The 24,455-nt window shown below is 53.9% G+C and carries 18 protein-coding genes; 10 read left to right on the plus strand and 8 right to left on the minus strand.

All coding sequences use genetic code 11. The features are described from left to right. Positions 1 to 52: 52 nt before the first annotated feature. The 3 genes from K8942_00890 (at position 53) to K8942_00900 (ending at position 3,492) form a co-directional block, all read left to right on the plus strand. On the plus strand, positions 53 to 1,738 hold the full coding sequence (locus K8942_00890) for a sensor histidine kinase (protein UPA22752.1): 1,686 nt from the start codon (positions 53 to 55) through the stop codon (positions 1,736 to 1,738). Between the two features lie 153 nt (positions 1,739 to 1,891). Beyond that, complete coding sequence (locus K8942_00895) at positions 1,892 to 2,656, plus strand: S-layer homology domain-containing protein (GenBank protein UPA22753.1); 765 nt, start codon at positions 1,892 to 1,894, stop codon at positions 2,654 to 2,656. Between the two features lie 122 nt (positions 2,657 to 2,778). Continuing rightward, positions 2,779 to 3,492 carry an rRNA pseudouridine synthase gene (locus K8942_00900; GenBank protein UPA22754.1) on the plus strand — a complete coding sequence of 238 codons (714 nt, stop codon included), beginning with the start codon at positions 2,779 to 2,781 and terminating at the stop codon, positions 3,490 to 3,492. Between the two features lie 4 nt (positions 3,493 to 3,496). On the opposite strand, the gene K8942_00905 is transcribed toward K8942_00900, so the two are convergent. After that, positions 3,497 to 3,787 (minus strand): hypothetical protein, encoded by a 291-nt coding sequence (locus tag K8942_00905; protein UPA22755.1) that lies wholly within the window; start codon positions 3,785 to 3,787, stop codon positions 3,497 to 3,499. Positions 3,788 to 3,859: 72 nt separating this feature from the next. Here K8942_00905 and K8942_00910 point away from each other — a divergent pair, with 72 nt between their 5' ends. Beyond that, positions 3,860 to 5,260 carry an MBL fold metallo-hydrolase gene (locus tag K8942_00910; protein UPA22756.1) on the plus strand — a complete coding sequence of 467 codons (1,401 nt, stop codon included), beginning with the start codon at positions 3,860 to 3,862 and terminating at the stop codon, positions 5,258 to 5,260. 230 nt (positions 5,261 to 5,490) lie between these two features. On the opposite strand, the gene K8942_00915 is transcribed toward K8942_00910, so the two are convergent. From K8942_00915 to K8942_00925, 3 genes are read right to left on the minus strand one after another with little or no spacing between them, the layout of a single operon-like run. Beyond that, entirely contained in the window at positions 5,491 to 5,838 is a 348-nt protein-coding gene (locus tag K8942_00915) for a hypothetical protein (protein ID UPA22757.1), read from the minus strand. A 57-nt stretch (positions 5,839 to 5,895) separates the two neighbouring features. Beyond that, the gene (locus K8942_00920) at positions 5,896 to 6,681 is read right to left on the minus strand and encodes a hypothetical protein (protein ID UPA22758.1); all 786 of its coding nucleotides are present in this window, start codon (positions 6,679 to 6,681) and stop codon (positions 5,896 to 5,898) included. Between the two features lie 24 nt (positions 6,682 to 6,705). Next, on the minus strand, positions 6,706 to 7,155 hold the full coding sequence (locus tag K8942_00925) for a hypothetical protein (protein ID UPA22759.1): 450 nt from the start codon (positions 7,153 to 7,155) through the stop codon (positions 6,706 to 6,708). Here K8942_00925 and K8942_00930 point away from each other — a divergent pair. Continuing rightward, positions 7,145 to 8,863 (plus strand): DUF4215 domain-containing protein, encoded by a 1,719-nt coding sequence (locus K8942_00930; GenBank protein UPA22760.1) that lies wholly within the window; start codon positions 7,145 to 7,147, stop codon positions 8,861 to 8,863. The genes K8942_00925 and K8942_00930 overlap by 11 nt on opposite strands. A 15-nt stretch (positions 8,864 to 8,878) precedes the next feature. Further along, complete coding sequence (locus K8942_00935) at positions 8,879 to 12,553, plus strand: hypothetical protein (GenBank protein UPA22761.1); 3,675 nt, start codon at positions 8,879 to 8,881, stop codon at positions 12,551 to 12,553. A 510-nt stretch (positions 12,554 to 13,063) separates the two neighbouring features. Here K8942_00935 and K8942_00940 read toward each other — a convergent pair. From K8942_00940 to K8942_00950, 3 genes are all read right to left on the minus strand, one after another. Next, a complete protein-coding gene (locus tag K8942_00940; GenBank protein UPA22762.1) occupies positions 13,064 to 13,348 on the minus strand; it encodes a hypothetical protein in 285 nt (94 codons plus the stop codon). Between the two features lie 359 nt (positions 13,349 to 13,707). Next, the gene (locus K8942_00945) at positions 13,708 to 13,905 is read right to left on the minus strand and encodes a hypothetical protein (protein UPA22763.1); all 198 of its coding nucleotides are present in this window, start codon (positions 13,903 to 13,905) and stop codon (positions 13,708 to 13,710) included. A 42-nt stretch (positions 13,906 to 13,947) separates the two neighbouring features. Then, positions 13,948 to 14,520, minus strand: coding sequence for a hypothetical protein (locus K8942_00950; GenBank protein UPA22764.1), 573 nt, complete (start codon positions 14,518 to 14,520; stop codon positions 13,948 to 13,950). Positions 14,521 to 14,740: 220 nt separating this feature from the next. Between K8942_00950 and K8942_00955 the strand changes: the two genes are divergently transcribed. From K8942_00955 to K8942_00970, 4 genes are all read left to right on the plus strand, one after another. Continuing rightward, a complete protein-coding gene (locus K8942_00955) occupies positions 14,741 to 16,057 on the plus strand; it encodes a DUF4215 domain-containing protein (GenBank protein ID UPA22765.1) in 1,317 nt (438 codons plus the stop codon). A 66-nt stretch (positions 16,058 to 16,123) separates the two neighbouring features. Further along, positions 16,124 to 19,585, plus strand: coding sequence for a hypothetical protein (locus K8942_00960; GenBank protein UPA22766.1), 3,462 nt, complete (start codon positions 16,124 to 16,126; stop codon positions 19,583 to 19,585). A gap of 4 nt (positions 19,586 to 19,589) precedes the next feature. Continuing rightward, complete coding sequence (locus K8942_00965) at positions 19,590 to 20,432, plus strand: ABC transporter permease (protein UPA22767.1); 843 nt, start codon at positions 19,590 to 19,592, stop codon at positions 20,430 to 20,432. Between the two features lie 103 nt (positions 20,433 to 20,535). Then, positions 20,536 to 21,264 (plus strand): ABC transporter ATP-binding protein, encoded by a 729-nt coding sequence (locus tag K8942_00970; protein UPA22768.1) that lies wholly within the window; start codon positions 20,536 to 20,538, stop codon positions 21,262 to 21,264. Here K8942_00970 and K8942_00975 read toward each other — a convergent pair. Continuing rightward, positions 21,201 to 24,455 (minus strand): glycosyltransferase, encoded by a 3,255-nt coding sequence (locus K8942_00975; protein UPA22769.1) that lies wholly within the window; start codon positions 24,453 to 24,455, stop codon positions 21,201 to 21,203. The genes K8942_00970 and K8942_00975 overlap by 64 nt on opposite strands.

Consider the following 24,455-nt stretch of genomic DNA (forward strand, 5'->3'; position numbering starts at 1 on the left):
AGCAGCAGCTTCCGTGGATCATCAAAAAATGGTATAATATCCTGATAAAACCATGTCTACAGACACACCCACAAAAACGGGCACTCTTCATCCGTTCAGTCATGCACTGCGCTGGGCGCTGCCGTTCTTTGCTGCCCTGCTTCCCATTATGCTTCTCAGTGTCTATGCACTGCGCACAGCGTCCTCGTCCGTGCAGACACTTGTGGAATCTGCGAACGTTTCTGCTGCGGCCAATGTCTCACAGCTTCTCAATGATGACATCACCCAAATGGTTCGGCTTGCACATGCGGTCGCCTCCGTACCGGGAACAATGGATGCAGCGGAGACGCGCGACGCTCTTACAATGAATATCCGTCTGAAGGCGCTTGTCCTTGCGTACCCGCAAATCCAGCGTGCATTTGTGACAGACAGCGGCAGCAGTCTCTGGAGTGACTACCCTGCTATTCCCGGTTCCTACGGTGAAAGTCAGGCGAACATGGAGTGGTACAAAGGACTCTCCGCGAACTGGATGCCCTTTATTTCCGGTGTGTATGTCCCGTACGAAGGAGCACGTTCCCCCGCTGTTGCCATCAGCGTTCCTATCCGGCGCGGCAGTGGTGCCGTGATCGGGGCATTGGTATTGGAGTACCGCACGGAACAGGTCACACGGTGGCTGGAAAATATTCACCTCGGGCAGACCGGCTATGTGTATGTGGTGGATCAGAAGGGGATAGTGGTCGCGCATCCGCACCTGGAATCCACTGATCGTTTGTATGATGCATATGCAGGCATTCTCGGTATTACCACTGCCCTGAAATCGGGGCTCACCACAAAGCAGTATCTGGATCCGCTTACCAACGAACCGACTATCGCCACCTTCCAGCCGGTTTCCGTCGGAGGGCATACGTGGGTGATTGTGGCCGGACAGCCTGAAGCAGAAGCGTATCTGCCGCTGCATACTGTCACGCTGCGCATCAGTGTTGCGGGTGGCGTCCTGACGCTCCTGACTCTTGGCATGGTGATCGCACTTGCCGTCATGAGCATGCGCAACGAACATCTGACCAATGCGCTCTCCGCAAAAAACAAGACACTCCAGGACATTACATCATTCGTCTCACATCAGCTCCGCGCCCCCGTGACCGCCATGCGCTGGACAATTGAGTCTATGCTCGACGGGGACTACGGAAAGGTAAACAAGGAACTCGAAGAACCGCTCACATCCCTCAAAGATGTCGCAATCCAGAACGGCAATCTCATCAACGATATTCTGAACGTTTCCCGCATCGACCGCGGCGTGATCGACGTTGCGGTGGCAGCCGTTCCTCTGTCCGAGATCGCCGACCGGGCCCTGCGTGATTACCGCATAGCTCTCGAAAAAGCAGGTCTCTCACTCACGCTCAAAGATGATAAAAGTATCACCGTTCTGGCAGACAAAGAGAAGATGGCCGAAGCCGTCACGAACTCCATCAGTAACGCCATCAAACACACGAAGGTCGGCGGCATCACGCTCACGCTCCGTAAAGATGAACACTTCGGATACATCGACGTGTCCGATACCGGTGAAGGTATGACCCCAGACATCCTCGGTAAATTGTTCGACCGCACAGGAATGACCGGCAAGAACACAGACTCTGCATCGAGCACGGGACTTGGTCTCTACATTGCGCGCAATTTTATGAGATTACAGAAAGGGGATATCACCGTAGCGTCGGTTCCGGGAAAGGGGAGTACGTTTACGTATAGTGTGCCGCTTTCGTGATGATTTGGTTATGGGTGTATGGGTTATGAGTAATGAGGGATTGGGATTTCTTTTTTGATTTTCTCGATTATTTCCCCATAACCCATAACCAATAACCCATAACCATTCCACATCTTGAGTATAGAAGAATGTCGAGTACTATAGACACCACCGATGCGACGCATTGCACTCTCTCTGGCTGGCATCCTCTTTGCTTTTGCGACTGTGACAGGAGTCCGCGGATTTTTTGATCAGCTGGATTCCATGAGAGCGGAGCTGGCAGTCTGGCAGACCACGCACGCCGCTGATTTCAGTGATCTCCTGAGTACGCTCGACAATCTCTCTGGTGGCACATTCAATGACGTTGCGGAAGGGGATTGGTTCAGTCCCTACGTTGCCACTGTCAGCGGATGGGGCGTGGTATCCGGCTACCGCGATGCAGAGGGTCGGCCGCTCGGACAGTTCGGTCCGGCAAACCCTGTCACCGTTGCGGAACTTTTGAAAATGTCTTTCAAGGCTGCGCAAATTGATACTGCTACCTGCGGACTGGTTCCCCCGACACACAGTCAGGCAATCGGACACTGGGCGCAGGAATTTGTGACGTGCGGCGAACAGATGAAGCTGCGTATTCTGCAGGACCCGAAACTATCCATCGACCGCAAGGCATCGCGTGCGGAAGTGGTTGCTGTTTTGAATGATGTCTTCGGGGAAAATGTTCCGCCGCTTTACTCGAACTTCCGCGATACACAGGGGCACAAACTCGAGGCCGATATCGCCTATGCGTACACGAGAGGCGTGGTGTCCGGTGACAAAGACAGCAAGGGGATTGAGACCGGACTCTTCCGTCCGAACGATGCGATCAACCGTGCGGAAGTCGCAAAAATCATTTACGAATGGACAAAGGTGCGGGTGAAAGAGGGGGTGACGGCGAAAGCATGACGGGTTATGGGTTATGGGTTATGGGTTATGGGGAGGCTTGAAGTGGGTTATTGGTGATTGGTAATTGGTTATAGGGGTCTTGAATAGCGGTTTGGTTCAAGAAAATGGGTTATACTTTGAGTATGTTGGAACGATTGCAAAAAATACTATCGGCTAGAGGCATCGCATCCCGGCGCAAGTCTGAGGAATACATCACCGCGGGGCTGGTGAAGGTGAACGGCAAGGTGGCGACACTGGGACAGAAGGCGGACCCGGAAGTGGATACGATTGAAGTGGACGGCAAAGTGATGAGTGAGCGTGCGGAGATGCTGTATTACGTGATCAATAAACCCGTCGGTATTGAGACGACGAACGCCACAAAAGAAGATCAGCAGACCGTGAAAGATCTGCTTCCCGAGAACCTGAAGGGGTTGATTGTGCCGGTTGGCAGACTCGATAAAGACAGCGGGGGATTGCTGCTGCTCACCAATGACGGCGTGCTCGCCTACCGCCTCACGCATCCGAAGTTTGATCATGAGAAAGAATATGAAATCGTTCTGTATGAACCGATCAAAGACGGTGCACTCCAGAAAATCCGTGATGGTGTCATGATTGATGGATCGAAAACAAAACCTGCGCTCATCACACGGCTCGCACCCGACAGTTTCCGCATTACGCTCACGGAAGGCCGCAACCGCCAGATCCGCCGCATGTGTCAGAAAGTGGGATCAACCGTGACGCAACTCACACGCATCCGCATTATGACGCTCACCGATCCGCATCTGAAACCCGGGAAACTGCGGCAGCTGACCACTGCGGAGAAAGGGGCATTGTTGCAATCAGTAGGGCTGGAATAAGAACTCAGACTTCACCGTTGCCATCCAGTATGCCACGCACTTTTGCGCAGATGCTGCGAACAATCATTTGCCGCACCATTTCCTGCGCAGGGTGTTTTTTCATTTGTAGAACTGCTCTCAGAAAAGCGGATTCATTTTCTGTGCGTAGTTGGAATAGTTCTGTATCTGTATCTGTCGGGTCACGTGCATCATCGGCATTCTTTTGTGTTCTTTGAAAGATGTCACATATGCGCCTTTCCATACTGGCAATAGCTTCGGGGCTGGTGTCGGTGCTGATTTGAGAGATGGATTTCATGTGAAAGGAAGGGGAAGAGTATGACATATATTTTGTAGTTTCCCAATCCACTCATATCTGTATCATGCGCCCATGAAGATCATCACACACGGCGCTGCGCGCGAAGTCACAGGCACTTGTCATGAACTGCAGGTAAACGGATACAGAATCCTTCTCGACTGCGGACTGTTTCAGGGAAAGCGCGAAGAATCATCGGTGAAAAATGCCACCTTTGCATTCAATCCTGCAGCAGATATTGACGCCCTGGTCCTGAGCCATGCACACATGGATCACGTCGGGCGTATTCCGCTTTTGTGGAAGAAAGGGTTCCGGAAGCCTGTGTATTGCACCTATGCCACGAGAGATCTGTCCGAAGTGATGCTCGCGGACGGCGGCTACATTCAGGAGAAAGATGAAGAATTCCACTGCAAGCACCTGGCACAATCCATGATGCAGTGCGATGGTCCGCTCTACACCCAGCAGGATGCGATGGATTGTATGGAGGTGTTTAAAGGCCAGAACTATAATCAGTGGTTCCAGGTGGTGCCGGGGGTGAAGGTCAAATTTATTGATGCCGGACACGTGCTGGGTGCCGCAATGGTGCTCATCGACGTGGAAGAGAACGGACAGACTCGCCACATTGCATTCTCCGGAGATATCGGCAGAAACACGCTTCCTATTATCCGTGATCCGGCTGAGATGCCGCCGGTTGAACTGCTCATTTGTGAGTCGACCTACGGAAACCGCAATCACGAAGACCTTGCAACCGCAAAAGACCGCCTGAAAGAGATTGTTGCCAAAACAGCAGCGCGCGGCGGAAAACTGATCATCCCCGCATTTTCTCTCGAACGCACGCAGCAGCTTGTCTACGACCTCCACCTGCTGCACGACGCGAACGAAATGCCGCCGATTCCCATCATCATCGACTCCCCGCTGGCATCAAAAGTCACGGATGTCTTTATGAAGCACCCTGAGTGCTACGACCAGCTGATGTTCGATCAGTTCCTCGCACGCGCCCACAATCCGTTCCAGTTCTCACTGGTGCGTTACACGGAAGATGCGGAAGAGAGCAAGGCACTCAACGGCCGTCCGGGTCCGTATATCATCATGGCGGGTTCGGGTATGTGTGAGGCAGGACGTATCCGTCATCATCTGAAAAACGAGATTGAAGATCCTAAAAATACGGTGCTGGCAGTCGGCTTTATGGCCAAAGACACGCTCGGTGCGCGCATTGTGGATCCGACTGTGTTCGAAGTGAAAATCTTTGACCAGATGTATCGCAAAAAAGCGGAGATCCAATACATCGACGCCTACTCCGGACATGCCGGTATGGATGAGCTGGATGCGTATGTCCGCAATATTGATGGCCTGAAGAATGTCATTCTCGTGCACGGTGAAGCTGAGGCGATGGACGCATTCGCTGCGCGCATCAGAACATTCAAAACAGGATGCACGGTGTATACGCCGGAGAAAGAAGAGGAGATAGAGGTATAAGAAAAGAATGTATCTGAAATAGAGTGTCAACGACACTCTATTTTCTGTGGCATTTTCTTTGCCGGATTTCGCTATACTCCGGGCGTGTCTCGCCTGTGGGTCCTAACCGGCGTCTCTGTTGTCGTAGTGTTGACTGTTCTTTCTGTATGGCAAACAAAAGAAAATTCTGCACCGCCACTTCTGGGCCAGGCAGCCTGTGCGTGGCCGATGGTGAATGGATGTCCTGCGGGTTATGGTGCGTGTAATGGGCGGCCGGATTGCTGTTGTGAATTGTGCGGAGAGGTAAATGGTTTATGCGGCGGACAGTGTGACCCGGGCCAGACGTGTGTGGGAACAGGAGTACCGGGCGCGCAAGCCTGTGCCTGTATGACAGCGCCGGGTGCATCTTCGACGGCATCCACTCCTTTGGGATCCAGCCAGGCAACAAGTACGCCCGGAAATTCATCGAGCAGTGCCATATTTATTCCGCCAGGATCATCCGCAAATCCCCCTGCGTCCTTCCCGGCAATGTCCTCGGCAAATCCACCGACATCCTCCCCGAATCCACCCGGATCATCCGCTGCCAATTCTGCACCCACATCGAATCCTGCCGCATCATCCGCTGCCCCGCAGACATCATCAACCCCTGGCGGGTCTCAGGCATCCCAGGGGGCGTCCAGTGCGCCAGCAGGGTCATCTGCACAGGCACAATCTTCTACGGCCAATGCATCGCAAAGCAGCCGCGCGTCATCAACAGGAAACTCCTCAACCCAAAGCAGCCGCGCTTCATCCAGAGGGACATCGCAGGGGTCGTCTGTCACCTGTATACAACAGGGAAGAGGATGCGCTTCCTGCCGCAGTACCGGCTGTCTCCCGAATTGCCGCACTGCACCGGGCGGATCTATTGTCTGTACCGCAACCTGCGGGCCTGGTTCGTTCCAGCTGCAATACCCCGATGGAACCAGCTGCACACCCTGTACGATCGAGCAGATGCTGAATGAACCGCCGATGTGTCCGGTGAGTGCGTCGTCTGCCGCGCAGTCATCGCGTTCATCCCGCGTGTCGTCGACACCCGCATGTCCCGATCCGGGGCGTCGGTGTGCGGATTGTGTGCAGACACAGGTCTGTATTTGTAACAATGCAGAATGCTGGCCGATGGGTGCGTGGAATAACTGTCCGAACTTTGCACCGGGCACATGTGGCAGCAGTAGATTCGGAGGACAGGGAGGAGCAATCTGCGGATACACACATCGTGACGGAACGCCGACGCCATACGAATTCCCCGACAGAGCATCCTGCACGCCCTGCACCTCGCAGGAAGCGCAGGACCAGGCGGCGGCTTGTGCAGCAGCAAGCGGATCCACGGGTTCAGCCGGATCAAACGGAAGCGGGGCGTCAGGAGGAAACAATTCAGCCGGATCAAACGGGAGCAATGCGTCCAATACCTGTTTCCAACCGGGCGTGTCCTACAGGTGCGTGCAGGGGACGCCTTTTTGTTGCGGCAACACCCCGACCTGTCCGAATTGTGGTCCGAACGGGTGTATACAAACCTGTCCTACATCATCCGGAGGGTCTGCTGCCAGTAACGGGTCCAATGCATCCGGCGGAAGCAATGCCTCCGGCGGTTCAAATGGCAGCAATGGTTCGGGAGGTTCAAACGGAAGTAATGGGTCAGGCACATCGAACGGCAATACCTCAAACGCATCAGGAGGAAGCAATGGCTCCAGCGGCAGCAATGGTTCGGGAGGTTCAAACGGAAGTAATGGGTCAGGCACATCGAACGGCAATACCTCAAACGGTTCCAATGGCTCCGGTGGATCAAATGGTTCAAACGGCAGTGGAGGAAATACATCATCGCAGGGGCCGGGCTTCTGCTGCATCGGACTCTTCTGTGGCGGTCCTGTGATGGGTTGCACACATCCAAGCTGCAATGCATGTGCCCCCGCTGCATCATCCTCTTCCGGAGGAAGCAGGGCATCGGGCGGGAGTGCGGCATCAGCCTGCACCAATGTTCCTCCATATCTTCCATCGAACTGCACTATCCCGTCCGGCTTTACCTGTCCTGCCGGCGAAACGCCTTCCTGTGCCAATGAAGACGGAGATACGTGGTGCCGTGGCACAACGCCCTGCACACCGGAATGTATAACAACGACGCGTTGCAGCAATCAGTCTTCTGCAGGATCTGAAGGATCTACGGGATCCACATCATCCGATACCCCTCCTGTCTGTAATCCGCTTTCCTGTGGTGAGACGCTTGGTGGGACACGCTTCTGTCAGGAAGTGATCGGACTGCCTGTCTGTACGGTCATCGACGATCTGCCCTGTATTGCATGCTCCGATTATCCGTCGTCAGGCAGTTCATCGTCGAATGGAAATGGTGCATCGTCTGATGGAAATGGATCTGCCAGCAGTGCCAGTTCATCGTTCAATGCATGTCTGAGCATCTGCGGCAACGGTGGCCGCGAATGCAATGAAGAATGCGATGATGGCAATACACGCAATGATGACGGCTGTAACGGCAGTTGTTACGTCGAAGGCGGATTCTGCGGAGATGGAATCATCCAGTCGCTCCGCGGTGAAAACTGCGAGCCGAATCTCACAGACCCATCGACTGATTGCAACGGCGACACCTGTCGTCTGATTACAATCGCGCCGCAGCCTCCCGTTTGTGGCAACAGCAGGCGTGAGGGAATGGAGGAATGTGATGACGGTAATCTGAATGGCGGCTTTAACAGTTTCTGCAATACATCCTGCAAGCGCACATCCGGTTACTGCGGGAACGGTATTGTGGAATCGGGCCGCGGTGAAGACTGTGAACCGTCACTCGTGTCATCCGACGCGCCGCTTTCCTGTTCGTCATCCTGCAGGTATGACTACTTTGTGAATGCGTCATCCGCTCCCGCGCTGATCCCGGATAGTCCGCAATGTGCAGGGAATGAATGCAGTCTGGGCGGATCTGATTTCTGTGGAAGTATGAGGTGCGAAGCCATCAGTGAATTGCCGTGTCTGCAATGTGTGGGTGGTGCCTGTTTCACTGATGCCGACTGTACAGATGGCGCCGTCTGCCGTGATGGAGTCTGTATACTGTCTTTCACCCCCGGTGCAGATGGAGGAATTGCCCGATCGTCTGCTTCCTCGCGTTCGTCGCTCGTCTCATCATCCGCTGCCTCAACGCCGCTCTTCGTAGCAATGGCCGGCTGTGGTAACGGAGAGTTGGGAGCGGGTGAACAGTGCGATGAGGGCAGAGAAAATTCATTACTCCCGAACGCCTTCTGTCGTCCGGATTGTACGTTTAGCCGCTGTGGCGATACGGTGATTGATGCGCCATTGGAAACATGTGACGACGGTTCACGGAACGGCCTTCTTGTCTCTGAGTGCAGCGCGTTCTGCCGCCTGGATCATTCTGCCCCCGGCGTTCTTCCTGCAACACTTATTGAATTGCCGTTCATGCCTGTATCAGGCTCCAATCAAAATGGAACCACAACCGGTATCGGGGGGTCGGACAGTGTCTTTATACCCGGTTCACAGATGCCACCCAGTACAACAGCGTCCGGCCCTGCGACTGTTGCCATTATGGCTGCCGGTGCTGCAGCGGGATATGCGTGGATGAGACGCAGGAGATAATGGTACACTCCCACAGTGAACCGCTTCCGATCGCTGCTCAAAGAATACGGCGTTCTCTCCCTCCTGTTTTTTCTGGCAGTGGGACTGACAGTGTTGCAGCGCATCGTTGTGCAGCAGAAGAATACAATCACGGCCCAGGTAGGAATCGGTGGCTCTTGTGCAACGAATACGGATTGTGCAGGCGGTGCACTTTGTATTGGCAGCAAATGTGGATCAGTCGATTTCAAAGCATTCGAGACATTGTGTACCGGTCTGGGATACCAGTTCTATCTGTCGGAAGGATGTCATGACGGCATCAGTGGAAATGGAGCAACCGTGGAAGCGAAGGGCAGCAATAACAGAGATAAAATTTTTGCCGTGTGTCAGGCGGTTGTGTGTCGAGAGCAAACATCCCCGGGTGTATATGGCCCATGGAAAGATAACAGCAGTTGTACCGCCAGTGATGCCCAGATTTCCTATACACCTGTCTGGTGGACGCAGGATCCTCCTTCTACTCCAACCAGTGGGGAAGCTGCATTGTATAATTTTTGCCAGACTAATAAGGGAAGTTATAGTTACGTAGGGTCCGGAGATGGAGGAAGGCCAATGTATTATTGCGGCGGCGGCGCAGGTGCTACGACTGATTATTTTGGAAATATCCCCGGAGGGTATTGCGGCTTTGCCATTTGTCCAAAGTCTTTGTGCAGCGATGGAAGTCAGATGACTATTCCCCAGGGGCAGCCAGTGCCGATTCGTATGGGATATGCAAACGGATGTGCAATTCTTGCTCCGTATGATGCCGGTGGAAAGTTCCAGCCCACCGGACTCAATTGTTCCAGCGTCTTTACCGGCTGTACCACCAACTCGCAATGCAGTGATGGCAATGCCTGTACCGATGATCTCTGTATTTCCGGACAATGTACAAACCCGAACAAGGCAGATGCCACCCCCTGTGGTCCTATGCCGACCGGGACCAACTGTGAGGAGGAGGAAAATGTCTGTCTGACAACAAACGGTGCCATTGCCTGTGTGACCAGACAGCGTACCGATTGCCGCTGTTTTGGAGGGCCGGGTTCATACAATCAGAAGGTTATTGCTTCCACGTTGGATCTTTCCCTCAACCGCAACACAGCGATGCTTGCAACGGCCGGCGCTTGTACCAACAATGACACGACCAGCTGTAATTTTCCTGATAGCTGCAATAAAGTGGAGTATACAAACACCTGGTCCGGCCCCGGCTGTTGTGATGGAGGTGGCAGTAAAACCATGATTCTCACCGCAGATCCCGGACAGAATTATGCGACTCTGAATTTTAATGATGCGTGTAACGGCCAGGGAACCGGTTCGAAACAGGTGCCCGTCTGTCCCTGCGCTGGCAGTTCCTCATCCGCCAATTCGTCCGGATCCTCCCGGTCCAGTACATCTTCCCGGTCCAGTGGGTCCTCCCGCTCCAGCACATCATCCAGAGGGAGTAGCCAGTCGTCACGTTCTTCGACGCGCAGTTCTACCGGAAACAGCTCCAGTCGGAACAGTTCCACGTCCTCTGTGCAGTGTACGGCGGCAGGGCGCAGTTGTAATGACTGTACGACCAGAACAATCTGTGTGTCCTGCCCTAATGCCGGTCCGAACGATCCATGTACGCGGTCCTGTACCAATGTGATTACGGTCAGCCGCTATCCCGATGGTTCAACATGCACACCCTGTACGGTCCAGCAGATTTTAAATGAACCCGCTGCCTGTCCGTCGAGCGGAGGCTCACAATCATCAGGTGGCAGCCGGACATCGGGGTCTTCCCGCTCCAGTGCAACATCCGGCAGCTCCCGCTCATCGGGTTCATCGCAGTCGTCGGGTAGCAGCAGGTCGTCCGGCTCTTCACAATCATCCGGCAGTTCCCGTTCATCACAGTCATCGGGCAGTAGCCGGTCCTCCGGCAGCTCACAATCCTCCGGTTCCAGTTTTTCCATGTGTGACCTGACAGGAGTGACCTGTCTACTGGGGTCTCCCTTCTGTTGTCAGGGGAGCCCTGCCTGCCCCAGCTGCCCGGGAAATCTCTCTTCCTGTATACAGATTTGCCCCGTCCCGTCTTCTGCCTCACGGTCTTCCACGTCACAGTCCTCTGCAACATCGGGTAGCAGCCAGTCCTCCGGTAGTTCCCGCTCATCGGGTTCATCGCAGTCCTCCGGCAGCTCCCGGACATCATCACGCTCTTCCGCAACTTCCCAATCCTCCCATTCTTCGGGGGCATCTGATTCATCGGATTCGTCCGGCCTTGGCTACTGCTGCATCGGTGCATATTGTGGTGGTCCGGCAGAGGTGTGTTCCAATCCTGATTGCAGCGCGTGTGCAGCAGTATCGTCTTCGTCTGCAGATGCCTCTTCTTCGCAGCCTCCTCTCTGTGATCCCGCTGCCTGTGGCGACGCCCTTGGTGGCACACGCTTCTGTCAGTCCATTGGTCTGCCGGTCTGTACGGTCTTGAACGACCTGCCCTGTATTGCCTGTTCCGGTTTGTCTTCATCTTCTTCCTCTGATTCATCAGTCTCCTCTTCCATTGCGTCTTCTGCCTCTTCCTTTGATAGATGTCTGAATATCTGTGGCAACGGCGAACGTGAATGCAGCGAAGAGTGCGATGATGGTAATACGCGCAATGATGACGGCTGTAACGGCAGTTGTTATATTGAAGGCGGATATTGTGGTGATGGCATCATCCAGTCGCTCCGCGGTGAAACCTGTGAGCCGAACCTGACTGATCCCTCTTCTGATTGTGATAGTACGACCTGCCGCCTTGTCTCTCAGACATCCTCCCGCCGCACCGCACAATGCGGTAACGGGCGTCGCGAAGGTATGGAGGAATGTGATGACGGCAACCTGAACGGAGGCAAAAACAGCTTCTGTGACACATCCTGCAAACGGACTTCCGGCTCCTGCGGCAACGGCTTTATTGAGTCGCGCTTCGGCGAAGACTGCGAGCCGTCTCTTGTCTCCGCGGATGCCCCGCTTGCCTGTTCATCTTCCTGCAAATACATCTACGGCAAATCATCACAACGTTCGTCCTCTGCATCCATTCTCCTTGCGGATGCCTGTGCCGGAAACGAATGCAGCCTGGGTGGCTCTGATTTCTGCGGTGCGCAGGATGCAGTCTGCGTGCCCGATTCTACGATGCCCTGTGTCCGCTGCATTCCGAACGATCCGACAAAACCCGCCTTCACGCCAGACTTCAACGCCCAATCCTCCCGTTCATCATCCGTCTCATCATCTTCATCAGTGTCATCTGTCCCGCTCTTTGTCACCCGCGCCAACTGTGGCAATGGCCGGTTTGATCCCGGTGAACAGTGTGACGATGGCCTGAGGAACACCGCAAATCCGAATGCTTTCTGTCGTCCGGACTGTACATTCGGTCGCTGTGGCGATGGTGTGGTGGATACACCGCTCGAACTCTGTGATCAGGGATCACAGAACGGACTCATCGGTTCCACCTGTACTGCCCTCTGCCGCTTCAGCAATGATCCTAACGTGCTGCCTGCGACCATTATCGAATTGCCGTTCAGCCCCGTGGCTGGCGGTATTCCCACGGATACAACAGGAACAGTCGACTACATTCCGGGGCAAAACGGACAACCTCCCGAGACAACAGCATCCGGTCCCGCAACGATCGCCATCATGGCTGCGGGCGCTGCAGCGGGTTATGCGTGGATGAGACGCCGGCGCGCGTAGGAAAAAATTTCGGTTTTTCCGGTGCTATCGGGTACGATTGTGTTCTGCATGACAGTGCTCTCTTCCAGGCATAACGGCTTTATGATTGCAGGAATGCTGCTCCTCTTTGTGTCTGTCGCTTTCTATGGAAATACGAAGAATGCCGGAAAGAATCTTGCTGCCACGATCATTCAATCTCCATCAGATTGGTGCACGAATGGACCGTATTTTAGCTGTCTCTGCCCGGGGGGTCAGACATGCACAGTCAGTGGTGACGGCTCGTATTCCATGTCCTGTCCTAGTGGATATGGATTACAGTTTAATTATGCGTGGCAGGAGGATAAAGGTGCTCCCGGGCAATATTGTGTCGAAGGACGTTCGCAGGAATGTCATGGTATCTGCGATTATCAGATGGGGAATGGGACACAGGGCCCTGTTACGATTGATGCGGGATACAGTCTAAATACCTGTTATGACTATTTCGTGGGATGCTGGAAGTTTGTGCATATCAGCGTGACGTGTTTACAGATATCAACCACCAGTCCCTTCCCGCAAAATTGTCAGGCGTACACACCACAATGTAATTCGGATACTGACTGTAACGATAACAATGTCTGTACCAATGATAGTTGTTCGACTGGTACATGTGTGCATACGAACAACACTGCTTCCTGTTCCGACGACGGAAATGTCTGCACAACCGATGTCTGTTCCGCAGGAAGTTGCACACATCCTGCAAAGGTGAATGGAACAGCCTGTACAGACGATGCCCAGGAATGCACAGCCGATGTGTGTCAGGCTGGAAACTGTGTTCATGATCCCGTTCCAAAACAGGATGTTGCCTGCGGGCCGCTCATTCAGCCCAATGCCCCTAATAACTGTTTGCAGACAACCTGTGATAAAGGGCAATGTGCAGGCCCCGGCTTGGTATGTTCCTGCTTTGGTGGTGGAGGTGCCTACAGCCCTAAAGCGCTCGCATCCATTGTTGATCTCTCTTTCAAGCGCAACACAGCAACGCTCGCAACAGCCGGCTCCTGTACGAATAGCGACACCACCAGCTGCAACTTCGCGGATAGCTGCGGAAAAGTGGAATACACCAATACCTGGTCCGGTCCCGGTTGCTGTGACGGAGGGGGAACAAAGACCATGATCCTGACAGCGGACCCGGGAAAAAATTACGCAACCCTCAATTTCAATGATGCCTGTAATGGCCAGGGAACCGGTTCCAAGCAGGTGCCTGTATGCCCCTGCGCCACAAGTTCCTCGTCTGCAAATTCTTCCCGCTCCAGCACGACATCGCGCTCCAGCACTACCTCCCGTTCAAGCAGTGCCACATCCCGCCCGTCTTCCAGTGCCGCCTCATCTATCGTCAATTCATCCAGTACAAACAGTTCTACCTCCTCACTTGTCTGTACTCAGACTGGACGCAGCTGTAGCGACTGCCGCACAAGAACCATTTGCGTCACCTGTCCCAACGCCGGACCGAATGATCCCTGCACGCAATCCTGTACGAACGTGATTGTGACCAGCAGATTTCCTGACGGTTCCGCCTGCACTCCGTGCACTGTGCAGCAGGCCCTGAATGAACCCGCTGCCTGTCCGTCGAGCGGAGGCTCGCAATCATCAGGTGGCAGCCGGACATCGGGCTCCTCCCGCTCGAGCACCACATCCAGAAGTTCTGCGACATCCGGCAGTTCCCAGTCATCCGGCTCCTCCCAATCGTCAGGTTCATCACACTCATCCGCAAGCTCTCCGTCTTCCAATAGTTCCCGGACGTCGAATTCGTCATCAGTAACTTCCGGCTCCTCATCCCGCACATCAGCTTCTTCATCAGTGACGTCAGGTTCCTCTTCCACAACGTCCGCTTCATCCAGTACATCACAGTCATCCTCAGCGCTCTCCAGCTCATCCAGAACATCAGGTTCTTCTTCCCGCACGTCCAGCTCTTCTTCCAGAACATCAAGCACTTCTTCACAGTCATCCTCCACTACCAGCGGGGGATATTGTTGTATTGGTGACTACTGTGGTGGCCCGTCTCCATCCTGCTCGAATCCAAACTGCAATAGCTGTGCCATTTCCTCATCTGCCGGATCTGACTCTTCTGACTCATCCAGTACATCACACCCACCCGTCTGTGATCCCGCTTCCTGTGGTGACGCCCTTGGTGGTACACGCTTCTGTCAGTCCATTGGTCTGCCGGTCTGTACGGTGCTTAACGACCTTCCGTGCATTGCCTGTTCCGGCTTCCCGTCGTCTGATCCCTCCTCCGATTCCTCCGTTGCCTCTGCACCTTTTTCTTCCTCCGCTTCTTCCTTTAACGGCTGTCTGAATATCTGTGGCAACGGCGAACGTGAATGCAGCGAAGAGTGTGATGACGGCAACACCAGTAACAATGACGGGTGTGACGGTAGCTGCCGCATAGAAGGCGGATTCTGTGGCGATGGCATTATTGAATCCAGACTGGGTGAAACCTGTGAGCCGAACCTGACTGATCCCTCTTCTGATTGTGACAGCGCAACCTGCCGCCTTGTCTCTCAGACATCCTCCCGCCGCACTGCACAATGCGGTAATGGGCGTCGCGAAGGTATGGAGGAATGTGATGACGGCAACCTGAACGGAGGCAAAAACAGCTTCTGTGACACATCCTGTAAACGGACTTCCGGCTCCTGCGGCAACGGCATAATCGAATCACGTTTGGGTGAAGACTGTGAACCGTCTCTGGTGTCGGCCAGGGCCCCGCTCGCCTGTTCATCTTCCTGCAAATACATCTACGGCAAATCATCACAACGTTCGTCCTCTGCATCCATTCTCCTTGCGGATGCCTGTGCCGGAAACGAATGCAGCCTGGGTGGCTCCGATTTCTGCGGTGCGCAGTCTATGACCTGTGAGGCCATCAGCGATCTGCCCTGTCTGCAGTGTGTGGGCGGTGCCTGTACGACAGATGCCGATTGCACAAATGGTGCTGTCTGTCGGGATGGGACATGTGTTCTCTCGCTTACGCCGGGTGTTGCGGGATCGCCGCGTACATCTGGCTCCTCTGCCACCTCGCACTCTTCCCTCGTCTCTGCTGCATCATCCGCTCCGCTCTTCGTGGCGATGGCCGGTTGTGGGAACGGGCAATTGAACAGCGGTGAACAATGTGATCAGGGAGCTGAAAACTCAGCGGAGCCAAACGCGTTCTGCCGTCCGGATTGTACATTCGGCCGCTGCGGCGATGGTGTGGTGGATACGCCGCTCGAACTCTGTGATCTCGGCTCACAAAATGGGACGGTCGGCTCACCCTGTACCGCTCTCTGCCGCTACACACATAATCCGACTACTGTCCTGCCTGCAGTGGTGATCGAACTGCCGTTCATGCCGTCAGGAAGTAATCTGCCCGGCACTGTGACAGGCACTGTCCAGTATGTTCCCGGACAGTCTGTTCAGCCTCCAGAAAACGCAGCGACCGGTCCTGCCACTCTGGCCATCATGGCCGCGGGGGCGGCTGGGGGATATGCGTGGATGAGACGGCGGAAGAATTTATAAAATTAGTCAAGAGAAGCTACTCTTTCGCTCTCTCTCGACACATTTTTTGGCTATGATGCCGCTGAGATGCTCTCTGCTTTTCAAAACCGTGCCGTTGTTCTTGTGTCACTCTTTGTGGGTGTCGCCGCAGGGGTGATTGTGTTTCAGCAAATGAGAGGCAGGGCGCTGACAGGTATTGTCACGCAGGCAGCTGCTGACTTCAAAGCATTTGAGCAATTCTGCAGCGACGCAGGCGGTTCATTTTATCTGATGCCCGGCTGCAATGGTGGGCCGGGAACAGGTTTCAATACAGAGGTAAAAGGCTGGTCGGACCGCGATACCATCAAAGCATTCTGTATGTCGCGCGTCTGTATAGATGATTCTCAGTGCAGCAATGGTTCCTGCGTATCGGGTTGGTGCAGCGGTCTGACGTCCTGCCCAGCATATGCTGATAATGGCACACGATTACTCTATTCCGGTGACGGTGGAGGATATAAAGGAATGTATTGTAACAATGTGTATAAAACAGTCTGGACCGCCCCGACGCCGGATATGCCGATGCCCATGGGGCACCCCGAACTTGTGCCGGTTGATTGTGCCAATGAATCTGTCCGTATCGGTTATATGAACGGGTGTGTGCTCTCCGCTCAGTCCGACAGCGGTGGCAAGTTCCAGCCGACGGTTCCGAACTGTTCTATTGTCTGTGAAGAAGATGCCGACTGTGACGATAGTGAAATGTGCACCAGTGATAGATGTGAAAACGGTGCCTGTAAACACACTCCTGAAGCTGCAGACTCTCAGTGCACAATGGGGGCGGAACCTGGACGATGTAACTCATTCGGTGTGTGCAATAAGCTGACACAATGTCAGAAAGACCATCCGGGATATCGCAGCTGTTTATCTCTGACCGGACAACAGACAACCGGAGAAGTGTGTAACCAAAAAGAGGATTGCTGTCTGGAAAATGGCGAAGTGCACAAAGTGGATCTGACATGCGCCGCATCTCTTGAGTGTGAAAATAATAAATGTGCCTGCAAGCTCCCTGCTGACACACCTTGTTGCGAAGACGTCTGTCCCGATTGTTCAGACAGTGCCGAAGCGCGTCATGATTTTTCGTATCGATCACCGGGACAAACGTGTGGCGATCTCCGGTGTATTTTTTGTCATGGAACAGACGGAACGGATGCCGGTGCCTGTTCGGCTGGTCTTTTTGAAAACTGCGCTGCCTGCGAACCCGGCAATACCGATCCTAAATGTGAATGTGATCCAAAAAGTGCGGGCTGTACGAGCCGCGGATATTATGAGGGGAATTATGGTTGTGGCGAAAGTATGGGTGATGCAGATTCCATCTGCAGAGGGGACGGAGGTGGAGGAGGAATAGGAACGCCGGGGCCTGGCGGTGCTATCGCAGGAACGTCAGGTGATACTGCAGGAACAAATGCCGGTACGAATGCAGGAACAAATGCGGGCACGAACGCCGGCACGAATGCAGGCACCAACGCCGGTACGGACGCCGGTACAGATGCAGGCACCAACGCCGGTACCACCGCTGGTACAAATGGAGGAACGGGTGGAGGGAGTACGGGATCGCAGACGAGTAGAACGAGTACAGCATCCCAACGCAGCAGCACAGCATCATCTACCAGATCATCTACCGCCAGTAGCAGAGTGAGCAGTGCGCCGTCTTCCGCAGGGGGAAACTCGAGCAGGGCAGCAAGTAGCGGCTCACAGGCATCCTGTGTTCCTCTTGGGCGTTCCTGTCTGGATTGTGTACGCAGAACATATTGTGTCACCTGTCCGGATGCCGGACCCAATGATGCCTGTACGCAGTCCTGCAAAGAATTCAGAACCGTGAGTCAGTATGCAGATGGGACAGCCTGTACGCCGTGTACGTTTGCTGAATTACTGGCGCAGAATATCTGTCCTGCAGGAACGTCTTCTGCAAGAAGCGGCTCTTCCCGATCATCCGGTTCGTCACAGTCTTCGGGTTCCTCCCGCTCATCAGGCTCATCCCAATCCTCCGGCAGTTCCCGATCATCCGGTTCGTCACAGTCTTCGGGTTCCTCCCGCTCATCAGGCTCATCCCAATCCTCCGGCAGCTCCCGCTCATCACTTTTCTCTTCCAGATCGTCTGCCTCCTCAAGCAGAGTGTCCTCTGTCAGTAGCTCTGTGCGTTCATCCTCCCGCTCGTCTTCCGTCAGCAGCTCTGTGCGGTCCTCTTCTGTGTCTTCATCCCGCGTCAGTTCTTCTGTGTCGTCAGGATCGTCACGAAGCAGTAGTACGTCGTCCCGTTCCTCTGTGCGCTCTTCATCCAACAGCAGGGTATCGTCTTTCCGCTCGTCATCACGATCATCATTGTCATCACAGTCCTCTCGTACGAGTTCCCTGTATGCATCCTCACGAAGCAGTGACGATTCTTCTGATGCATCCTTCTCATCGGGAAGCTCCCGGTCCAGCCGTTCCTCATCGCGCAGCAGCAACGATTCTGATAACTCATCCGATTCATCAGTCTCATCGGGTAGTTCCCGCAGCAGTCGCACCTCATCTCTCAGCTCCCGCAGCAGTACCAGCTCATCCGGTGAAGATGCATCAACCTCATCCAGAGGAACGGGTCCGATCTGCGGCAATGGTCGCCGTGAAGGAACTGAGGAATGTGACGATGGAAACAGAAACGGAGAGCCAAATAGCATCTGCGATACCTCTTGCCGCCGCGGTGGCGGATACTGTGGTGACGGTACCGTGCAGGCGGAACGCGGAGAAGAATGTGAGCCATCGTTTGGCAGTGGAGGGGCAGATCGCTACGCGTGTTCCCCGTCGTGTAAATACATTCTCGGTCGCAGTAGTTCGTCCCAGGGGTCACTCCCCATTATTGCGGGTCAATGCAGAGGGGATGAATGCGAAGGCGGCGGAGACGCATTTTGTGCAGCGCAGAATGCAGTGTGTGTCCTCGACCCGACCATGCCGTGCATCCAGTGTGTTCCTGATACGTCCTCGGAAAGTTCCATGCCTGTTATCGGCGCATCCGCCTCTTCCAGAATCGGTGCTGCATCAAGCGAGACGGTTGTTGGTGTGGCCACATCGTCTGCATCGTCTCGTGTCATTATTGTTCTGAATACCTGCGGGAACGGACGTATGGATCCGGGAGAGCAATGCGATAACGGACCGAAGAACCTCTGGCAGCCAAATGCGTACTGTCGCCCGGATTGTTCCCTTGGTCGTTGCGGGGACGGTGTCGTCGATACGCCTTTGGAACTCTGTGATCTCGGTTCCCAGAACGGTGAGGAGGGATCGACCTGTACAGCGAGCTGTCAGAGTATCCGTCCGTCTGCCACGGTGTTGCCGGGTGCGATTATTGAATTGCCGTTCACACCATCGACAACAACACCGTCACAGAATGAAACAGTGACATCAGGCACAACAACAGCAGAGGGTTCTAGTGGAACGCTTCCGCCGGAAACAACAGCATCCGGTCCTGCAACACTTGCGGTAATGGCTGCAGGTGCAGCAGCAGGCTACGCGTGGATGAGACGCAGGCGTATGGTACGATGATTCCGTGCAGCACAACCGCTTTACCCTGGCCCAGTCCCTCCGCGTCATAGTCGCCGTCGGGTGGTCTGATTTTGTGCTGAAATACCGCGGGTCCGTTCTCGGATACTTCTGGTCACTCATCGGTCCTGTCGCAAAATTTCTGGTCATCCTGTACGCGCTCGGGCCTTATGTGCAGCGCTCCATTCCTTTTTATTCGTTTTACCTGTTCCTCGGCATCATTGTCTGGGAGCATTTTGTCGTAACGACCACGTCCTGCATGTCCATGCTGGAAGAAAAGGCATCCATCATCCAGAAATTAGTCTTTCCGCGTCTCCTCCTTATTCTCATGGTGGGATGGACGAATCTGCTCGTGTTTCTGACACATCTCTTCATTTTCCTCTGCTTCACGTGGGTGTTTGGTTTCGCATGGAGCTGGCCGCAATGGTACATTCTTCTCCTCCTTCTGCAGATGTCCCTCATCGCTCTTGGCGTTGGCATGATACTCTGTGCGTATTGTCTCCGTTACCGCGATATCCATCACCTCTGGGCAATTGCAACGCAGATTTTCTTCTGGCTGACACCTATTACCTATGCCTACAGTGCCGAACGTCCCATCGGGGAGTCCATTGTGGCACTTCTCCGGGATCCTGGTATCAGGTCATTGCATGATTTTTTCGATGTGATTGTTCAGTTTCAGCCCATCTCTCTCCTGATGAACGATATGCACCGTGTCCTTCTGTATTCTACAGAGCGGGGCATTCCGTCGTTTGTACATGCGTTGGCATTCACCGGCGTCTGCATTCTGATTTTTGCTTTTGGTGCCTGGCTTTATAAGAGACGTGCGCCGTATTTTATTGAAGAATATTGAGGGGAGTTGCTGGTTGCTGGTTATTGGAATAGTGGGGTGGAATTTTTCTGTTTTTAAAAACATTCCATATCCCAGTATTCTAGTATTCCAGTATTCTCCATTCATGTCCGACAGTATCCTCGCAGCTACCGGCGTCAGTAAATCCTACACGCGGGCTATTATTTCGTCTGTGCATCTGCAGGACCGCATTCTTAAATGGCGTCTCCAGAGAAAGAGAGTCACAGTGCACGCACTGCAGAACACGTCGCTTGCAGTGAAAAAAGGGGAGTGGATCGGTATCTATGGTCATAACGGTTCCGGGAAAACAACCCTGCTCAGACTCCTTGCCGGCTTATTGCATCCCGATACAGGTTCCATCGAGCGGCACGGAAGCCTGTCCTGTTTTTTTGAACTCGGCATCGGATTTCATCCGGACCGGAAAGCGGAGGAAAATATTTACATTCATGGCTTGTTGCAGGGGTACTCCCCCAAAGAAATCCGCAAAATGACACAGGAGATTCTCGCATTTGCCGGAGTAGATGACTTTCTTGATCTGCCGATCAAGTGTTACAGCACTGGCATGCGCATGCGCCTAGCCTATGCCGCGGCTGCACAGGTCGACCGTGATATCTATCTGCTGGATGAAGTATTAACGGTAGGGGATGAGGCTTTTCAGGAGCAGTGCCGTATGCATCTTCAGTCACTCAAAGAAAACGGGAAAACCGCCATTCTGGTCAGTCATACAAAAGGCGAACTGGAGGCAGTCTGTGACCGCATCCTTTTTATGGATCACGGACGCGTCGTATCCGAAGAGCGGATGTGGGATGGAGTCCCTGTTCCTGTGACAGTCTGATAGAGAGCCAGATGCCGGCGTCCCATTTCTGTCATATCCGGCAGACGGATGCCCCGGGTCAGCGCTATCGTTTGCTGATAGTCCGGTGATGTCAGGAAGGATGCAATATCATCGGCAATCACCACCGGATCCAGCGATGGTGCAACTTTCCCCCCTCCATGACGCAGCACGCGCTCTTCCGGTGCACCGAAGGGGGTGACATAGACAGGAATGCCTGCAGACCAGGCTTCACTGAGCGTATAGCTGAACGTTTCCGGCCAAAGCGGCAGCAGGCAGATGAGGTGTGGTGCAATGGTGTGCAACTGTTGTTGCACATCTTCCCGTTTGAAAAATCCGTAAAAAGTCACAGACTTCCGCTTCCGCAGTTCCGGCCACTCATAGGCGTCTGAACCCAGAAAAGCCGAGCGGATGCCGCGCTCTTCAAGCAGGGGAATCAGAGCGGCGATGAGCGGCTTTCCTTTATACGGTATATGTGTGGCTCCCAAAAAACAGACAAGCGGTTCCTGCCCGGGGACAAACGGTGCGCTGGATTTTGAAGAAATACCATGCTCAATAATTTCAATAGAGCCCTCGGGAAAGCCAAAAAACTTTGAAACAAATTTTTGTACAAAGTGTGAGGGAGCCACGATGCGGTCAGCTGCTGCAAGTGCAGCACGTCTGCGCTCAATGACCGTTTGATCAGCCATGTCTTCATTGCGCTGACAGAGTGTTGCCGGCACATCATTCATGCAGAGCCAATCATGAACGGTGTAGATCACTCGTATGTTATGGGCCTTTGCAAGCGGCAGAAGCTCAAAGGAGAGCCCCAATGTATGATGGACATGCAGAATATCGAACGCATAATCCGCAAAAATCCTGCTGAATGTTTCCTGGAGATCTGTCTCACTTTTTCCGTTCTTCCGGTAGCGGAAGTACTGCGGCTTTGTTCCGTCCACACTCTCGTGCATCACGACGATGTCGTGTCTATCGGGATACAGCACAAAACAGTCGGCATCCGCACGGATCTCTCCCACCAGATCACTCACATGGAATTCTGTTCCGCCAATAGAGTGCTGACGGATCGGCTGGTGTAACAGGAATCCAATCCGCAGCCGTCTGTGTACAGGTTTCAAGGCACTGTGCTGTTCCACATGCATTCTGATGGAAGACATGACCGGAGTACTTAAAAACCCGGCAACAAGTATCTCGTACTGTGGATGCAGTGTCCGCAGCAGTGCTTCATTTTTTTCAATAACATCGCTGCCCTGCATGACGCCGGCTGCTTCCATGGAGACATGTCCTTTATGGTAGATAAAGCAGGTATCATCCAGATAATGCCGGAATCCAAGCGCCCGTGCGCGCATGCACCAGTCGTTTTCCTCGGCGTATCCTCTGCCGAACCGCTCATCAAAGAGTCCGGTTTTTTCCAGTGCCTCGTGCCGCAGAAACAGACAGAATCCGACGCCAGTCGGAATGGCAGGACGCAGCCTGTGTGAGACGCGAAAAACCGTATCCGCCAGCGTATTGAGCATGTCGGCTTTCACCACGTCGTCGATATTGTTCTGACACACAGAGTAGATAGATGCCTCATTGGACAGTGGTGTCACACTGCCGGTGTCAGCATGCAGATAGACCGTCTCACGCAGTCGTTCGAGCCAGAATGGTGTCACGATAGTATCGCTGTTCAGAAGCACAATATCGTCACCGCTCGCATGGCGCATGCCGGCATTCACAGACCGGATGAATCCCTGGTTTTCCGCATGTGTCAGGCGTTCCACTCTCTCTGGGGCACGAGCAGCAAGAGCCTCCAGAAATGGCTCCATGCGCGGGTCTGTGCTCGCATCATTCACCAGCAGAATCCGGTGGAGAGGGGCAGTTGTTTCTTTGAGGACACTTTCCAGACAGCGAACGGTATCCTCATATGCATTATAAATAGGAATAATAATCGTCACCTGGTGAAGAGCCTCTGTCCGTATGATCGCAGTCGCTTCCTGGCCTGCGGGTAATACCCGCCACAGACGTCCAAGAATATGCACCCGGATACTGCGGACCGTGCGTGGAAACGGTGAGCCGAGAGCGACCCACACTTTTTTCCCTGATCTGAGCAGTGCGTACCCCGCATTCTCCAGCCATACGCCAGCGTGTGTCATGTCTGGCATTCTGAAAATCATTTTCCTGTTCAGCTGCTGCACCGATGTCCTGAGTGATGAAAAACTGAGAGAAGAATTCTTTGTGCTGAATACACGAAGAGCCCTGCGCAGAGCCATTTCCAAACGACGCACCGGTTGTGTCCAGCGCCAGCTGCGGCTCTGTTTTATATGCTGGATTTCCGCAGTCAGCGCACGGATTCTTGTCTGTGATACCGCATGTCGCTCCGCCTCTTTCTCATATTGCTGACGCTGAAAACGCGCCTGCTCTTTCATCAGTTGTTTGCTTTCTTCTGTATGGAGAGCGTCAATGATCACGCGGAGACGATCTGCTTCCATTGCATCCATGTGCGTACGGAGCGCCCCTCCTGTCTGGAGGCTATTCATGAACGCCGACCATCCCGGATGTTCTTCCAGAAGCGAAAGGGGGGTGATAATCCCGAGTCCATGCAGACCCGGCACGTGCACAAAACGCAGATCCAGGCTGCTCTGTTCCAGAAAACTCTCGACCGCAGTCAGCACTCCATTCTGCAGTTGATTCTCTTCGACGGCATGTTTGTGCGACGGATTCAATCCGCCGTGTTCCGACAATGCCGCCTGATCCGGCAGCATTCCTTTCTGTGCATAGGATTTACGGTATGCATCGGGAATGCGTTCGGGTGCGTAATAGAGATCACGCCTTGCATATGGCCATCCCGTGTCATGCAGAAACACAGCGGGGAATCGTCCAGTTCGGGTTGCCTGTTTTTCCAGAAGCTGCAATTCATGAAAGACGGTATACCAGTTATGGTCTCCATCAATGAGGACAGCATCGGCATCAATCGCCCCCAGTACGTTCAGACTGATGTCGCGGTGAAAGAGGAGATGGGCAGGATGTTCTGCTACCCAGTCTTCCATATCTAGCGATGGTTTCGGATCAACAGCATGAAGTAGTGCGGATTTTTCTCTACAGTATGCCAAAATTAAACTTGTCTGCCTTCCTTCATCCACACCGATTTCCACAATCGTTTTTGGCTGCAGAATCTGAAACGCCGGTTCGATGATCGTGTTCCAGAAGCGGTACAT

The sequence above is a fragment of the Candidatus Peribacteria bacterium genome (assembly GCA_023038255.1).
Classification (GTDB): Bacteria; Patescibacteriota; Gracilibacteria; order Peribacterales; family Peribacteraceae; genus CALREJ01.

What these genes read in the sequence shown, in the direction of transcription:
- K8942_00960 (UPA22766.1), top strand. Translation starts at nt 16,124, where the DNA reads ATGCTCTCTGCTTTTCAAAACCGTGCCGTTGTTCTTGTGTCACTCTTT.
- K8942_00900 (UPA22754.1), top strand. Translation starts at nt 2,779, where the DNA reads ATGTTGGAACGATTGCAAAAAATACTATCGGCTAGAGGCATCGCATCC.
- K8942_00940 (UPA22762.1), bottom strand. Translation starts at nt 13,348, where the DNA reads ATGAACACAGTTTCCAGCCTGACACACATCGGCTGTGCATTCCTGGGC.
- K8942_00890 (UPA22752.1), top strand. Translation starts at nt 53, where the DNA reads ATGTCTACAGACACACCCACAAAAACGGGCACTCTTCATCCGTTCAGT.
- K8942_00970 (UPA22768.1), top strand. Translation starts at nt 20,536, where the DNA reads ATGTCCGACAGTATCCTCGCAGCTACCGGCGTCAGTAAATCCTACACG.
- K8942_00975 (UPA22769.1), bottom strand. Translation starts at nt 24,455, where the DNA reads ATGTACCGCTTCTGGAACACGATCATCGAACCGGCGTTTCAGATTCTG.
- K8942_00930 (UPA22760.1), top strand. Translation starts at nt 7,145, where the DNA reads ATGGGTTGCACACATCCAAGCTGCAATGCATGTGCCCCCGCTGCATCA.
- K8942_00895 (UPA22753.1), top strand. Translation starts at nt 1,892, where the DNA reads ATGCGACGCATTGCACTCTCTCTGGCTGGCATCCTCTTTGCTTTTGCG.
- K8942_00910 (UPA22756.1), top strand. Translation starts at nt 3,860, where the DNA reads ATGAAGATCATCACACACGGCGCTGCGCGCGAAGTCACAGGCACTTGT.
- K8942_00905 (UPA22755.1), bottom strand. Translation starts at nt 3,787, where the DNA reads ATGAAATCCATCTCTCAAATCAGCACCGACACCAGCCCCGAAGCTATT.